General features: G+C 38.1%; 14 protein-coding genes. 6 read left to right on the top strand and 8 right to left on the bottom strand.

Annotated features, from left to right (window positions below; translation table 11 throughout):
- Positions 1 to 38 precede the first annotated feature (38 nt).
- The gene (gene msrB, locus IW16_RS06220; RefSeq protein WP_034741108.1) at positions 39 to 560 is read right to left on the bottom strand and encodes a peptide-methionine (R)-S-oxide reductase MsrB; all 522 of its coding nucleotides are present in this window, start codon (positions 558 to 560) and stop codon (positions 39 to 41) included.
- Between the two features lie 149 nt (positions 561 to 709).
- On the opposite strand from msrB, the gene IW16_RS06225 reads away from it, so the two are divergent.
- Positions 710 to 1,219: an RNA polymerase sigma factor gene (locus IW16_RS06225; protein ID WP_083536138.1), complete on the top strand. Its 510-nt coding sequence runs from the start codon at positions 710 to 712 to the stop codon at positions 1,217 to 1,219.
- Position 1,220: 1 nt separating this feature from the next.
- A complete protein-coding gene (locus tag IW16_RS06230) occupies positions 1,221 to 2,030 on the top strand; it encodes an anti-sigma factor (protein WP_034741116.1) in 810 nt (269 codons plus the stop codon).
- 109 nt (positions 2,031 to 2,139) lie between these two features.
- Here IW16_RS06230 and IW16_RS06235 read toward each other — a convergent pair whose 3' ends face one another.
- Positions 2,140 to 3,087, bottom strand: coding sequence for a beta-1,6-N-acetylglucosaminyltransferase (locus tag IW16_RS06235; protein WP_034741119.1), 948 nt, complete (start codon positions 3,085 to 3,087; stop codon positions 2,140 to 2,142).
- A 525-nt stretch (positions 3,088 to 3,612) separates the two neighbouring features.
- On the opposite strand from IW16_RS06235, the gene IW16_RS06240 reads away from it, so the two are divergent.
- From IW16_RS06240 to lgt, 3 genes are all read left to right on the top strand, one after another.
- Positions 3,613 to 4,737, top strand: a complete 1,125-nt coding sequence (locus IW16_RS06240) for a DEAD/DEAH box helicase (RefSeq protein ID WP_034741122.1) — start codon at positions 3,613 to 3,615, stop codon at positions 4,735 to 4,737.
- Between the two features lie 92 nt (positions 4,738 to 4,829).
- Complete coding sequence (locus IW16_RS06245) at positions 4,830 to 5,024, top strand: cold-shock protein (RefSeq protein ID WP_034741125.1); 195 nt, start codon at positions 4,830 to 4,832, stop codon at positions 5,022 to 5,024.
- A gap of 215 nt (positions 5,025 to 5,239) precedes the next feature.
- Positions 5,240 to 6,073, top strand: a complete 834-nt coding sequence (gene lgt / locus IW16_RS06250) for a prolipoprotein diacylglyceryl transferase (RefSeq protein WP_034741127.1) — start codon at positions 5,240 to 5,242, stop codon at positions 6,071 to 6,073.
- Between the two features lie 329 nt (positions 6,074 to 6,402).
- On the opposite strand, the gene IW16_RS06255 is transcribed toward lgt, so the two are convergent.
- The 4 genes from IW16_RS06255 to IW16_RS06270 form a co-directional block, all read right to left on the bottom strand.
- Complete coding sequence (locus IW16_RS06255; RefSeq protein WP_034741130.1) at positions 6,403 to 7,104, bottom strand: LytR/AlgR family response regulator transcription factor; 702 nt, start codon at positions 7,102 to 7,104, stop codon at positions 6,403 to 6,405.
- Positions 7,085 to 8,158, bottom strand: a complete 1,074-nt coding sequence (locus tag IW16_RS06260; RefSeq protein WP_034741133.1) for a sensor histidine kinase — start codon at positions 8,156 to 8,158, stop codon at positions 7,085 to 7,087. The genes IW16_RS06255 and IW16_RS06260 overlap by 20 nt, the downstream gene beginning before the upstream one ends.
- Positions 8,159 to 8,237: 79 nt before the next feature.
- Complete coding sequence (locus IW16_RS06265) at positions 8,238 to 8,633, bottom strand: hypothetical protein (protein WP_034741136.1); 396 nt, start codon at positions 8,631 to 8,633, stop codon at positions 8,238 to 8,240.
- 143 nt (positions 8,634 to 8,776) lie between these two features.
- Positions 8,777 to 9,532, bottom strand: coding sequence for an SDR family oxidoreductase (locus IW16_RS06270; protein WP_034741138.1), 756 nt, complete (start codon positions 9,530 to 9,532; stop codon positions 8,777 to 8,779).
- A 717-nt stretch (positions 9,533 to 10,249) separates the two neighbouring features.
- Between IW16_RS06270 and IW16_RS06275 the strand changes: the two genes are divergently transcribed.
- Positions 10,250 to 10,678 (top strand): cold-shock protein, encoded by a 429-nt coding sequence (locus tag IW16_RS06275; RefSeq protein WP_034741140.1) that lies wholly within the window; start codon positions 10,250 to 10,252, stop codon positions 10,676 to 10,678.
- Between the two features lie 104 nt (positions 10,679 to 10,782).
- Here IW16_RS06275 and IW16_RS06280 read toward each other — a convergent pair whose 3' ends face one another.
- Positions 10,783 to 12,234, bottom strand: coding sequence for a TolC family protein (locus IW16_RS06280; protein WP_034742637.1), 1,452 nt, complete (start codon positions 12,232 to 12,234; stop codon positions 10,783 to 10,785).
- Entirely contained in the window at positions 12,215 to 15,337 is a 3,123-nt protein-coding gene (locus IW16_RS06285) for an efflux RND transporter permease subunit (RefSeq protein WP_034741143.1), read from the bottom strand. Before IW16_RS06285 ends, IW16_RS06280 begins: the two co-directional genes overlap by 20 nt.
- Positions 15,338 to 15,362: the final 25 nt, after the last annotated feature.

Genomic DNA, 15,362 nt, shown 5'->3' on the forward strand with positions numbered 1-15,362 from the left:
TAAAAAATTTGATTTTTTATTAAAAATTTAAAAAACTGTTATTTCTTTCCGGAGTTCGGGACAAAATCAAGGCATACCGAATTCATACAAAACCTATTTCCTGTCGGCTTGGGCCCATCATCGAAAATATGTCCCAAATGTGAATCACATCTGCCACACAGCACTTCAGTTCTGGTCATATTGTGAGAAGTATCTTTTCTGTAGATCACGCTGTTTTTTCTTAAGGGCTCATAAAAGGACGGCCACCCGCAAGTAGTTGCAAATTTTGAAGTAGAAAGAAACAGTGGATTTCCACAGACCGCACAGAAATAGGTTCCTTTTTCATCAAATTCATAATATTTTCCCGTGAAAGATGTTTCCGTTGCTCCTTCTCTTGCCACCTGATAGAGTTCAGGTTTAAGAATCTTCTTCCATTCTACATTGCTTACCTTCAAGGGTGTGGTTACAGTTCGGGAGTAGTAGGGATTCTTTGTTTTAAAATTCACTGACTGGGCAAAGCTTCTTTCTGAAATGACTGCCAAAAAGAGGGCGAGGGATGTTTTTATGATTAAACTTTTCATATTCGATAATTTTAAGAGATTACTTAAAATCATTTACGATTTAAAAGATTTTTCAGATGTTGTTTGTAATATATTTTATTTTATTACATTTGGATTGAAAATCATACGCTATTAAAACAACCTATTCGGAAGAAGAGCTTATCGTTTTATTGAAAGAAAAAAACGAATCTGGCTTTCATTATTTATATGACCATTATGCAGGCTCCCTGTATGGTGTGGTTCTACGAATCGTTCAGTCAAAAGAATATACTGAAGAAATTATTCAGGATGTTTTTGTAAAGATTTGGAACGCCATTCATCAGTATGATTCTTCAAAAGGCAGATTTTACACCTGGATGATCAATATTGCCAGAAATACCGCAATCGATTATTTAAAATCTAAAGGTTTTCAAAACGAACTTAAAAACCAGACACTTCCAGATTTCGTATATAATTCTACAGAACTTTCAACGACCAACAATTCATCCGATTTTATTGGGTTTAATAATGTCCTTGAAGGCCTGGAAGTTGATAAACAGGAACTTATTGACTTGGCATATTACCAGGGATATACCCAGAATGAAATATCTGAAAAACTGAAGATACCCCTTGGAACGGTGAAAACCAAAATGCGGAATGCGCTGCTGAAATTAAAGGATTTGCTAAAAGATTATCAATAAATTGAACACTAAAGAATACATATCATCCGGAATTATAGAATCTTATATTCTAGGTCTTGCTTCTCCAGAGGAGGCAGGGATTTTGGAGTGTGTGATGAAAAACAATGCTGAAGTAAAAATGGCTTTTGAAGAAGCACAAAAGACTTTAGAAGATCTGGCAACAAGCCAGGCCGTAGCACCACCAGCCGATTTAAAATCAAAAATCTGGAATAAAATCCAGCTGGAACAGACTACGGAAGAAGTACAGGTTACGCCTGCTAAAGAGATCCCAGCTGAAAAACCTCAGCCGGATATTCAACCCCATATAAAAAGCAAGTGGAAGCCCTATGCCGTTGCCGCTTCTGTATTATTTCTGATCAGTGCCGCAGGAAATCTTTTCTGGATGAACGATCAGTCTAAAACGAAAGAGGAAATCGCCAAAATGCAGACTGAGAAAAAATCTCAGGATCTTGCTATGCAGAAAATGAATCAGAAAATGGATATGTTTTCCAATCCTGATATGAAAATGGTGATGCTGAAAGGCGTAGAAAAACATACCGATTCCAAAGCAATGGTTTTCTGGGATAAAAAAACAAAAGAAGTATATCTTAACGGCGAAAATCTACCGAAAGCTCCTGAAGGAATGCAGTATCAGCTGTGGGCTATCGCAGATGGAAAACCCGTAAATGCCGGAATGTATACTGAAGAAAAAGACAGCAAAACTGCTCTTGCTCATATTCCTAACGCACAGGCTTTTGCGATAACTCTTGAAAAACAGGGAGGCAGCGCAGTTCCGACAATGGAGAATATGTACGTTATGGGCGAAATCTAAGACTTCCGAATTTCTGTAGTTTGACTTTATGCCATACCAAATTTATGTTGACCTTTACTATAGATGAATACTTTTATTCATCTCAGTTTAAAGAATGATAAGATTTGGATCAGTTATCCTGACGTCTGTCTATTTTCAGCTCCCTTTCCACTTCATCTACCTCAGTTAAAGGCAGATCATAGCTTTCAGAGATATATTTCAGGACCTCCTCCTCCGTTTTATCGTTTATTTTCCTGATAAAAAGATGATTGTTGGTCCTCAAAAAGAGAATGAGTTCATCTGAAGTCTGCTTCTTACCGAATATCGGTTTTTCGATTACAGCTCTTTTATCATCATTGACAATAAGGTCATTGAAAGAAGTATTCATAAGGACGGTTTGGAAAAATGATTCCGCAGGCAGAAAAGTATGAAGATAGTAATCCTCAAAATTCATCACCCTTTTATTGTTGGCCAGAAAAGCGCAGGTGTCTCTTGTAAATATAACCCACTTCCCTCCTATATAAGGTGTCACATTTTTCATAAATTCTCTCTTGTACATAAGAGACGAAATCTTGTAAGAAAGTTCTGTGAAATGATTCTGTATCCTTTGAAGGGTATCGGGGCGGTAAAACTTTTGATCGTAGTAGAAAAGATAATTCCGGCCGTTATTGGCTGTAAGAAATTTCCGAATGATATTCTGTGATTTCAAAGGGTAATCTTCACCACTCAAATTAACAAAATAGTCCCATTTCTGACTTACATTAAGCAGGAATTCCATGGCATCAAGTTCAATCTGTATCATACTGAATCCTCCTGAAACAATGTTGATGCTCTCTAAAATATAAACGTTGGGAAACCGGACCAGGTACATCTGAATTTCATCAGTGATTTCTTCCTTAGCTTTCCTGTCTATATGAATCAGGTAAATTTGGTCCCGGGTATAGATCTTCTGAAACATCGTTTTGAACACTTCGGGTTTATGATGAACCATAATGAAGTAAGCAATTCTCACATGCTGATCAGAGTGGGACTCTAAAGTTTGGGGTTGGGAGCTGGTTGAAGGAACGGAGGTCTGCATAAGAACGGATTTAAAATCATCCGCTTTGTGCAAACAATTCTGTTAACGTGCGTTAAGCTACAAATAAATTTTTGACAATCAATCATTTAAATGACTTATTATTCATTTTCTTTATTGTATTTTTGCAAAGCATTTATAAAAACAGGTCTCTGCCTTTTGCTATTCTGTAACAGTTTAAAATTCATTTTTCTCTTTCAGTTTTGCTTTTTCAGCTGCCCAATTAAAACTTATCTTAAAAAATAATTTTTAATACTGCTTCCTTGATTTTCAAGTTTAAAAAAAGCAGTTATAAAATTCAGGACAGTATGGATTTATCAAAATCCTGCTTCTAAGAATGAGAACGATATGATATTGCAAAGCTCAGCAAATATATTCCCCACTGAATTTATTGTCAAAGTTAATGCAAAGTAAAATAACAACTAAAGATAATGTTTATCCCAATTGATACTCCTTATTTTTATACAAGACAACAATTCAGATCTTAACCGATTTGGCCACTCAGAACCGGATGTCCGGTAGATTACAATGAGTTTTAGAAATTTAAATTTAATAAATCCTATAGTCCGCGCCGTTACAGAAGCAGGATATTCCAAACCCACAGAGATACAGTACGCAGCTGTTCCACCTATTTTAGCGGGAAGGGATTTCATAGGATATGCTCAAACCGGCACAGGAAAAACGGCGGCATTTGCGATGCCTATCCTGCAGTTACTCAAAAGAAATACACCAGATCATAAAGAAATAAGAACTTTAATATTAACTCCAACACGGGAATTGGTCCTGCAGCTGGAAGAAAGTTTTAAAGTGTACAGCAAATACCTTCCATTATCACAGCTTTCCATCTTTGGGGGCGTATTATCAGGAAGCCAACTGGCAGCTCTGAGAAAAAGAGTTGATATCCTCATTGCAACGCCTGAAAGACTATTGAATCTGGTAAGCCAGAGACATATTGATCTCTCTAAAATTGAAATTCTGGTCCTGGATGAAGCAGACAGAATGCTTGACATGGGATTTTCAGAGGATGTGAAAAAGATCCTTAAACTGATTTCTCAAAAGAGACAGACTTTATTCTTTTCTGCAACAATGCCTTCAGATGTCCGAAAATTTGCGGATAACATGATGAATAATCCTGTTGAGGTTACAGTAGATCAGATTCCATCACCACTACAGTGCGTTAATCAATCGGTGTACTTTGTTGAAAAAACCAAGAAAACAGATTTATTAATCAACATACTGCAGGATGTATCCATTTTACGTTCATTGGTTTTTACACGAACTAAACAGGGTGCTGACAGGCTGGTGAAGCAATTGGAACGCACAGGAATTTTTGCAGCTGCGATTCATGGGAATAAGTCTCAGGTCGCAAGACAGCAGGCGGTAGACGATTTCAAAAACAGTAAAATCCGTGTTTTGGTAGCCACCGATATCGCTGCTAGAGGAATTGACATGGATGAACTTCCTTATGTTGTTAATTATGAACTTCCTGATGTTCCGGAAACTTATGTTAACCGGATCGAAAGAACCGGAAGAGCAGGAACCAAGGGAACTGCCGTTTCTTTTTGTGATGAGGGGGAACGTTCTGACTTAACCAACATTCAAAAGCTGATAGGCTTTATAATGCCTGTCGCCAAACTCCAGTATATACATTAAAATCACAACAAAATAGATGGACTCTTTCCCAAAGAAATTTCTGAAAAAAGTCATCAAAACAATTAATACAACAATTTTTAATAATAATTACAATGCAAGAAGGCACAGTAAAATTTTTCAATGAAGCAAAAGGCTTCGGATTCATTTCTCCAGCAGACGGAGGTAAAGACATTTTTGTACACTCTTCAGGATTAGACACCAGATCTATCCGTGAAAACGATAAAGTAGTTTTCGAAGTACAAAAAAGCGACAAAGGTTTAAATGCAGTTAACGTAAAGTTAGCATAGTTTGAATATACCATTTAAGCGAACATTGATTACCAAGTAGCAATACTTATATTTGATGTCCGCTAAAGCCTCTTACTTGATGTGAGAGGTTTTTTTATTGGAGACAAAACATGATATTTTACGCCAAAATATCCTAAAGTTTGACTTAGGTTCCTTGAAAATGGCTATATCCTGCTATATTTGTCCCCGAAAAAGTAATTCTACAATTATTATCAATGAATTTATTATACGTTAACTGGGATGTAAGTTCCGAAATTTTTAATATTGGCGGGTTTCCCCTAAAATATTACGGTGTGCTATTTCTGGCCGGGCTGGTTTTATGCTACACGATCTTAAAAACTATTTATAAAAAAGAAAATCTAAGCAGTCAGGCTCATGAAGCACTTTTCTCTTATGCATTTATAGGCATTTTGGTTGGGGCAAGACTGGGACACTGTCTTTTTTACGATTTTGATTATTACTCGCAACATCCTATCGAAATATTCCTTCCCATTCAAAAAGGAGCTGACGGTGCCTATCATTTTTCCGGATATGCAGGATTGGCAAGCCATGGTGGCGGAATCGGGCTTATTATTATGCTTCTGATTTATGCCAGAAAGTTCTCCATCAAATTTATGACTGTTCTGGATGTCATTGCTATTGCCACCCCTCTGGCCGGAGCATTTATTAGATTAGGTAATCTCATGAATTCTGAAATTATAGGAACGCCATCCAATGCTCCATGGGCTTTTATATTCAGACATGTAGATAATATTCCCAGACATCCTGCACAACTGTATGAGGCGATCTCTTATCTGCTGATCTTCCTTGTGGTATATTTTATTTATAAGAAAAATATTTTTCAGGTTGGAAAAGGTTTTTACTTTGGGATCACTACTCTACTGATCTTCGTTGTTCGGTTTTTTGTCGAATTTATTAAAGTAGATCAGGTTGATTTTGAGCAGGGAATGAGTTTGAATATGGGTCAGATTCTAAGTATCCCGTTTGTATTCCTAGGTCTGTTCTTTATTGTTAAAAGTATCCGTGATAAAAAAGCAATAGACATTTGATAATCTAAAAAAATATTATTGAAAAAACCTCTAAGATCTATTGATTTCAGAGGTTTTTTGTTGAAAGATCTTAAAAAAAAATTGGCTTAAGATCATTAAGCCAATCCGTATTCTTCAGTCAGAATACTTACATCCACATATATTCTAATTATTGCAATCGGTCGTTTTCTTCTTCAAACCCTTCTCTATAATAGTCGATATCATTTATTTAACAGTTCAAAGTTGCTCAAAATAGAGACGGGATAAAAGAAAAAGCTATCAAATAAACCTTATGGTCTATAAGAGGTTCCCGATAAAAAATCAGATTAATAATGTTCGAATCTGAAGGTTTAAAATTCTATAGATGGCTTATAGGTTCTACCGATCGGAAGTTTTTTACCATTCACCTGAATGATACTGGCGGAGCGTTCTTCAATTTTGGATTTAGAAATAATGTAGGATTTGTGAATTCTGATAAACATTTTCGGATCCAGGCTTTCTTCAATCCTGCTGATCGGCATTTTAACAGTAATCGTCCCTGCTTTGGTATGGATATGAATGTATTCCCGTAAGCTTTCGATAAAAAAGATGTCGTGAAGTACGATCTTAATCTGCTTTTTTCCACTGCTGATAAAAATATGCTCCCGATCCGCTGCTTCGAGCAGGGCTTCTTCTGCATTCATCAGATATTTAAACTTTTCAACCGCCTTTGTAAATCTGTCATAAGGAATGGGCTTCATCAGATAATCCACAATATCCAGCTCATAGCCTTCCACTGCATATTGGTGATATGCTGTAGTAACAATGACAAGAGGCGGATTTTTCAATTTTTTAAGAAAATCAAAACCTTTCACAACGGGAAGATGCAGATCAAGAAACATCAGATCAATCTCATGTCTGTTCAAAAGGCTGCCTGCATACACTGCATCCGAACATTTTGCAACAAGATGAAGGTCTTCATCTCTGGAAATAAAATTCTCCAGAATTTCTGCAGCTATTGGCTCGTCTTCTACAATGATGCAGTTATATTTTTTAGAAACGGGATGTATCATTAAAGTCAATAATTAAGGTTACGATATACAGGTCATTCTTACTTTCAACGGTGAGGATATGCTTTGGATAAAGGAGCTCAAGCTGTCTGCGTATGTTTTTAAGTCCTATTTTAGTAGAATTTCCGTGAGGCTTTTCTTCTTTAGAATTTTCAATATGGTAGTGAAGAACACCATTATTCAACTGAATATCAATGCGAATAAAACTTTGTCCCAAAGTTTCAGAGACTCCATGTTTAAAAGCATTTTCTACAAACTGGATCAGGATGAGCGGTGAAATTGACTGGGAAGGATTATCCAGATTTTCATTAAAATGAATCACAAGATCATGATGACGGATCTGCTGGATCTGAAGAAAATCTCTGATATTTTCTACATCTTTGTCGATAGAAATATACCGTTCAGATGCCTCGTAGATATTATACCTCATCACCTTGGAAAGCTGAAGAATCACCTCAGGTGTTTCATCTGCCTTTTTAAGAGCCATACCATAGATATTGTTGAGGGTATTGAACAGAAAATGGGGATTGATCTGGGCTTTAAGCATGGTAAGTTCCTGGTCCAGCTTTTCTGATTTCAAAAGAGAAATCTGTTCTTTCAGAAGGTTTTTCTGCCTTGTAATTTCGACCCCAAAAATCAGACCTGCCATGAAAATAAGGTCCATAAAAGAATTGAAAGCAACCAACCCGTTGATAAACCCGGAAGGATGTTTGGCATCCAGCGTTTCCACTACATTATAAATATAAGGGTAAATGATGTAATGGGTAAAAAGTCTGTGAACAAGAACAGCAGCGATGATTATAAAACAACAGGAAATATAAGTAATAAATCTTTTAAGCCCTGTTTGCTCATATATATACAGCAGTGAATAGGCCAGGGGCATTTTTATCAAAAGATATCCCAGTTCCAGAACAATAGTATTCTGAAGCCTTTGCTGCCATCCTGCATCAGGAAACTGATATCTTGACCAGTAAAAATCCAGATAAACTTCCAGAATATAATACAGTATCCAAAAGAGCAGATGAACATATAATTTTGATTTTCTGTCTGGCTTCAATTATGATAGGATTTACTATGCAAAATACCATCTTTACGCGGAAAATAAAAATATATACAGATGAATCCGGTACAATCGTCTACGAACTGCGTTTTTCTTTCTTTAAAGAATGATATTCGGTAAACATTAACTGCAAAAAACAGCATATCAACAGGACATTGAATTCTATTCCGTTTGTTCCACCCCCTACAACATACCAGCCATTCTGCCAGTGTATAAGATAAATTCCAAAAATAAAAATAAGGATATTAAAGATGGAAACCGCCTTTACATATGGATCATACCAAATCAGAAATACAGAAAAAAGATGGATCAGTTTTATGGCCCAGGCAAGATAGATTCCAAAAGGACTGAAACCTACTGTATCCAGATAAAGACGTCCAAAATTATTGACATCTCCACTGAAAATAGAAACCACACTATGCATCAGCAAAATAACGGACAAAGCGGAACGGATATAAAAATTCTTTCTCATGAATCCAAATTAAAACATCACCAAAAAGAATAATAATCACTGTATATCAACAGCTTAAAAGTGTATATAAAAGAAAGAAGATGGAAGCTATGACAAAACACCCTGTACATTCTGCTTTCATAATTTCCATCATCCCACTTCAATTATCTTGTTGTATAGCCGCCATTTGCAAAGATAGTCTGTCCGGTGATCCACCAACCTTCTGTTACCAGAAATTCAACCAATGGCGCGATATCTTTAATATCAGTGAGTCCCCCTAATGCAGATGCAGATTTGTGATAAGCTACTGCATCTTCACTTTCCTGTCCGTAAAAGAAAGGGGTATCCATAGGACCGGGTGCTACCGCCGTTACCGAAATTCCTCTTCCTCCAAATTCCTTGGATGCTGCTCTTGTGAAATGCTCTACGGGAGCTTTCGCACCTGCGTAAGTAGAATAAAGACCTGTGTAAGCAGCCAGCAAAGAGGTCACAATGGTACAGATCTTTCCATTATCATTCAGCTTTTTGCCTGCTTCCTGAAGAAAGAAATAGGCGGATTTTGAATTCACATTGAACATAGTATCATATTCTTCCTCTGTAGTTTCCGCGAAAGGTTTTTTCAGGACCATTCCTACGGTATTGATCGCGATATCAATTCCTCCAAATCTGGAAACAGCCTCATCAAAAAACTTTGTTATGTTGTCTACTTTTGTAAGGTCTCCCTGAAAAAGAAATGCTTCGGCTCCCAATGCCTGAACTTCCTGCAGCGTTTTCTCACTGTCTGCTCTAGAGCTTTCACTATTATAATGAATAGCCAGTTTTGCGCCTTTCGCTGCAAAATCTCTGCTCAGCAGACCTCCCAGATTCTTGCCGCCTCCGGCAATTAATACTACTTTTCCTTTGACATCTTGTGTTGACATTGTATATTATTTTAAATGTTATTGAAACAAAGATGAACCATGGCTGTCATTTATTCATGGTGAATCTTTCGGAAACTGCAATAAATTCCGGATTTCCCCCCTTTATAGTCATAGGAATAGCTTTTAAATTTAAAAAAATGACACTTTTTTTTACTGCCACTACAAAAATATATCACATTACCTATCAACATGATACACCCTTAAGAAGCCCTGACAGTCTATGTTTATTCAATAAAAATCCAAAATAAGTGATTTTTAGGCACAGCATTTGCAGCTCTGTCAAACATATTATACACCACTTCATTTTTATAATATATTATTTTTCATAATCCTCAGTTCGCTGGGGATTTTTTATTTTTCTGTCTATATTGTATGGAAATGAACCGTTTACTTTTATATGATGAAAATACATTTTTGATAATCAATGATTTAATATAGGTTTATTCGGTTTTTTGTCGTATATTTGTATATTAATTAATAGGCCTCTGCCTTTGCCCTCTGTTATAGTTTAGAAATTCTTTCTTATCAGTTTTCGCTTTTTCAGATGCCTCATTTCTTAAAAACTCACTTCTTTTACTGATGAATGGCCAGAAACAAAATCGTTTTCGACATTTCATTTACATAAAGAAGAACAGACGGACGACTGCAGGCTTTACATAGCATATGGCAGATCAGGTAAACAGATATACAATATAAAATTAAATACTAGAATAATTTATGGCAGACTCTTTTTCTAAAAAAGAAAATTTCAAGAAAAAAATTCAAAAGCAAAAAGAAAAAGCGCTGAGACGCGAAGATCGTAAGACGAACAACAACAAAGGTGCAGAAGATGTATTCATGTATGTAGATGAATTCGGAAGACTTACCTCTACACCTCCTGAAGACAGAGAAAGACAGGAAGTAAACATTGATGAGATCCAGCTTGGTGCAGCTCCTATTATGGAGGAAGACGTCAGAAAGACAGGAATCATTACTTTCCACAGTGAGAAAGGCTACGGATTCATTACTGAAGATAACAGTAAGGAAAATGTTTTCTTTCACAACAACAGTTGTGCGCACCCTGTAAAAAAAGGAAACAAGGTATCTTTCGAGAAAGAAAAATCTCCGAAAGGATTCTCTGCGGTTAATATCCAGTTGGTTAAATAACCAGAGCTTTAGCTTATTATAACAGATCTGCTTAATAACAGATTTCGTAAAACAATAAAAAAGCCGCCCTTTCCGGGCGGCTTTCATCGTAAAAAAAGTAAAAATCAATCCAGTTTTCCGCCCAGTGCTTTAAACAGCAGGACATTATTCCTGGTATTCTGATGCTGAAACTGGAGAAGATCCAGCTCAGCCGTCAGTTTGCTTTTCTGAGAATTGATCAGTTCAAAATAATTGGCATACCCCGTCAGGTACAGATCATTGGAAACTTCCACTCCACGGTCCAGAAACCCCACCTCTTCAGCTTTCAACTGCAGCATCCGTTCATAGATCTTGGTCTGTTTCAGAATAGACTGAAGTTCATTAAATGCAGTAGTGATGCTTTTCTGATAATTCAGAAAGGCAATTTCCTGTTCTCTATCCGCTACTTTAAAATCATGCTTCAGCTGTCCTTTGTTAAAAACAGGCACCATAAGTCCCCCCAGCAGCTGTCCCGCCAAAGAAGCAGGATTAAAGAAATTACCTGCCGAAAAAGAATTCAGTCCGAAACTGGCTCCGATATCAATCTTTGGATAAAATGCAGCTCTTGCAGCTTTTGCATCAGCCTGAGAAGCTTCCAGTACATAATAATGGGCTGCCACATCCGGCCTTGAATGAATGACGCCTTCCACATTAATGGTTTTATTCAAAATCTCCATATTGGTAGGCATCAGCATCTTTCCACGTTGGACTTCACCTCCATAGCTTCCTGTAAGTGTAGTAATGGCCTGCTCTACGGTAACAATCTCTACCTTTATGTGTTCTATTTCGGCAAGCCAGTTATTATTTTGAGCTTTAAACTGCTGAACGGCAAGTTCCGTCGCCTTTCCGACTTCCCTCTGGGCAAGAACTATTTCGAAAGCCCGTTGCTGAAGGTTATAGTTTTTCTGATAGATGGCCAACCTGTTATCCAGTGCTACCAGCTGATAGTAAAGATTGGCAATGTCTGTAAACAGTTCCACCTGCAGAAGACGAAGTCCTTCTGCAGAAGCCAAATATTTCTTCTGGGCAGCCAGTTTTTTATTTTTTAGCTTCCCCCACGCATCTATTTCCCAACTGCTTCTTGCTCCCAGCCAGTAATTCGGGGTAAAATCACGATTAATCTTCTGATCTTCTGAAATATTAGGTGATAAATTGGTGTCATAGTTTCCAACACCTTCCATTGTATATTTCCCATAGCGGTCACCTGAAACTGCACCTCCTATCTCAAGGGAAGGAAGCAGGTCCATTTTGGATCGCTGCAGAAAACTATTGGCAATTTCTACCCTTTGCTGTGCAATCTGAAAATCAGGATTAGCCTTTACCACCTTATCAAAAAGTTCCAGCAAATGATGATCTGTAAAATAAGCTTTAAGATCGATCTGCTGAAAATGATCTTTATCTGTTACCTGATCAGCTTTCATAAGTTGATCAGGTATTGCCTGTGCTTTTTTCAGTTCAGTTACTTTCGGTACGGTACACGATGCTAAACTCAACACCATCATACCATACAATATATTTCTATGATTTGATCTCTTCATTTTTCTTTTTATTTTCAAGTTTTGCAAAGAATATATACAGTCCCGGAATCACGACAAGTCCGAAAACAGTACCGATAAGCATACCGCCTGCCGCCGCTGTACCAATGGAACGGTTTCCTATCGCTCCGGCTCCGGATGCAATACACAGTGGAATAAGTCCCGCTATAAAAGCAAAAGAAGTCATCAGGATAGGACGCAGACGCTGTCTTGCCCCTTCGATAGCTGCCGGAACAATATCATATCCCCGCTTGTTTCTGGCTACGGCAAATTCAACAATCAGAATGGCATTTTTGGCAAGAAGGCCAATCAACATAACCAGGGCAACCTGAGCATAGATGTTGTTATCCAGACCTGTCAGCACCAATGCTATATAAGATCCGAAGATCCCCGTCGGAAGACTCAGCAATACCGGCATCGGAAGAAGGAAGCTTTCATATTGGGCTGCCAGCAGAAGGTATACAAACAAAAGACAGATCATGAAGATATAAACCGTTTGATTTCCTGATAAAATCTCTTCCCTTGTCATCCCTGACCATTCGATATCAAAACCTCTTGGAAGGGTTTCTTTGGCTACACGCTCTACTGCCGCAATGGCATCACCTGAACTGTAACCGTCTGCAGGCTCCCCATTGATCATTGCTGACATATACATATTATATCTAGTCAAAACTTCAGGTCCATATACTTTTTCAATAGTAATGAACGTAGAAAAAGGCACCATTTCACCCTTGTCATTTTTCAAATATAAATTCAGAATACTTTCCGGAGTATCTCTGTGTTCCGGATCTGACTGTACCATCACTTTATACATCTGGCTGAAACGGATAAAATTGGTGGCATAATAAGATCCCAGCATGGTCTGAAGTGTAGACATTGCATTGTCTACAGAAATTCCTTTTTTAGCAGCCATATCATAATCCATATGGATCATATATTGAGGAAAAGTTGCATCAAAACTGGTGAAACTGTTCTGCAGTTCAGGAGCTTCATTCAGTTTTTTAACGAAATCTTTTGTGATCTTATCCGTATTTTCAATGGTTCCTCCGGTTCTGTCGAGAAGGCGGAGCTCAAAACCACTGGTGTTACCGAATCCCGGAACAGTAGGAGGAGCAAAGATTTCAATCTGTGCATCGGCAATGCTTTTTGTTTTATCAGAAAGTTCAGCGATGAGATCATTGACGGAGATATCCCTTTCTTTCCAGTCTTTAAGGTTAATCATCGCCATCCCATAAGAAGCACCTGCAATTTCCGTTACAATGCTGTATCCGGCAAGCGTCGTTACGTTTTCTACTCCTTTTATTTTCTTGGCAACCACAGTAACCTCATCGAGTACTTTTTCCGTTCTTTCAACAGTGGCTCCCTGCGGAGTGGTGACACTTACATATACCATTCCCTGATCTTCCATCGGGATAAATCCTGTAGGAAGAAATCTGCTGGTCACAACAGTAAGTACAATAAACAAAAACAGAATTCCAAAGGTTACGACCGTTCTTGTTGCAAATTTTGACAAAATACCCACATAACTTTCTGTCAGCCTTTCAAAACCTTTATTGAAGCTCTGGAAAAACCGGTCAACAATAGTCTTCTTTTTATCGTGACGGTGAGGTTTTAAAATAATCGCACAGAGCGCCGGAGTAAGCGTCAAGGCATTTACCCCTGAAATGACAATACTTATCGCCAATGTTAAGGAGAACTGGCGGTAGAATACCCCTACCGGTCCTTCAAGAAATGCAACAGGAATAAATACGGCAGACATCACAATCGTAATGGCTATAACAGCACCCGCAATTTCCTTAGTGGCACTGATGGTTGCTTCCAATGGTTTCATTCCTTCTTCCATTTTCACATGGACAGCCTCGACGACGACAATAGCGTTATCCACCACAATTCCTATGGCAAGCACTAAAGCGAAAAGAGTCAAAAGGTTTACTGAGAAATCCAGCATATCCATAAAGGCAAAGGTTCCTATCAGTGCAACAGGTACAGCCAGTACAGGAATCAGAGTAGAACGCCAGTCCTGAAGGAAAATAAAAACAACAATTCCTACAAGAATAAATGCCTCGATCAGCGTGACCAATACAGCACTGATGGAAGCATCAAGAAATCTTGAAACATCATAGGCCATATTATACTCCATTCCGGGAGGGAATGAGGTGCCTTTCAGTTCCTCCATTTTTGCCTTTACACTTTCAATCACTTCGGAAGCATTGGAACCTGGACGCTGTTTCATCATAATAGATGCTGAAGGTCTTCCGTCTGTCTTGGAAACCATTCCGTAATTCATAGCGCCAAATTCAACCTTAGCAATATCTTTTAGTTTCAGGATGGTTCCGTTCACATCAGATCTGATCGGAACTTCTTCATATTGTTTAGGCTCATAGAATTTACCTTTATACTTAATAACATACTGCAGCTGGCTGGATGTTTTTCCGGATGTCTCTCCTACTTTTCCGGGAGCAGCCGAAATATTCTGCTTCTGCAGGGAAGTGATCACCTCATCTGCAGAGATACTGTAGGCTGCCATTTTTTGTGGATCCAGCCATACCCTCATGGAGTATTCTTTCTGCCCCATGATCTCCGCACGACCTACTCCATCAATACGTTTCAGCTCCTGAAGAACGTTGATATCTGTGAAATTATAGATGAACTGCTCATCCTGACTGGGATCTGCACTCGTAATATTGAGATACATCAGCATACTGTTCACCTCTTTTTCCGTGGTAACTCCAGCCCTGATTACTTCTTCCGGAAGCTCGTCAAGAATGGTGGTAACTCTATTCTGGACGTTAACTGCAGCTACATCCGGATCTGTTCCTACTTCAAAAAATACCTGAATCAGAGTGAGTCCGTCATTGGAAGTTACCGTAGACATATAGGTCATTCCCGGAACACCATTGATGGCACGTTCCAAAGGAAGGGCTACCGCATTGGCCGATACTTCGGCATTAGCCCCGGTATATTTTGCGGTTACGGTTACCGAAGGCGGTACGATATCGGGAAACTGGGTGATGGGCATTTTCATTAATGCCATAATTCCCAGCAATACAAATACAATGGAAATTACCAACGAAAGCACCTTTCGTCTTATAAACATTTCTACCATGTCAGTTGATTTAAAGATTATGAAA

Source organism: Chryseobacterium vrystaatense, from assembly GCF_000737765.1.
Taxonomy (GTDB): Bacteria; Bacteroidota; Bacteroidia; order Flavobacteriales; family Weeksellaceae; genus Chryseobacterium; species Chryseobacterium vrystaatense.

Coding starts and splice junctions, on each gene's coding strand:
- msrB (WP_034741108.1), bottom strand. CDS start 560: ATGAAAAGTTTAATCATAAAAACATCCCTCGCCCTCTTTTTGGCAGTC.
- IW16_RS06235 (WP_034741119.1), bottom strand. CDS start 3,087: ATGCAGACCTCCGTTCCTTCAACCAGCTCCCAACCCCAAACTTTAGAG.
- IW16_RS06240 (WP_034741122.1), top strand. CDS start 3,613: ATGAGTTTTAGAAATTTAAATTTAATAAATCCTATAGTCCGCGCCGTT.
- IW16_RS06245 (WP_034741125.1), top strand. CDS start 4,830: ATGCAAGAAGGCACAGTAAAATTTTTCAATGAAGCAAAAGGCTTCGGA.
- lgt (WP_034741127.1), top strand. CDS start 5,240: ATGAATTTATTATACGTTAACTGGGATGTAAGTTCCGAAATTTTTAAT.
- IW16_RS06255 (WP_034741130.1), bottom strand. CDS start 7,104: ATGATACATCCCGTTTCTAAAAAATATAACTGCATCATTGTAGAAGAC.
- IW16_RS06265 (WP_034741136.1), bottom strand. CDS start 8,633: ATGAGAAAGAATTTTTATATCCGTTCCGCTTTGTCCGTTATTTTGCTG.
- IW16_RS06270 (WP_034741138.1), bottom strand. CDS start 9,532: ATGTCAACACAAGATGTCAAAGGAAAAGTAGTATTAATTGCCGGAGGC.
- IW16_RS06275 (WP_034741140.1), top strand. CDS start 10,250: ATGGCAGACTCTTTTTCTAAAAAAGAAAATTTCAAGAAAAAAATTCAA.
- IW16_RS06280 (WP_034742637.1), bottom strand. CDS start 12,234: ATGAAGAGATCAAATCATAGAAATATATTGTATGGTATGATGGTGTTG.
- IW16_RS06285 (WP_034741143.1), bottom strand. CDS start 15,337: ATGGTAGAAATGTTTATAAGACGAAAGGTGCTTTCGTTGGTAATTTCC.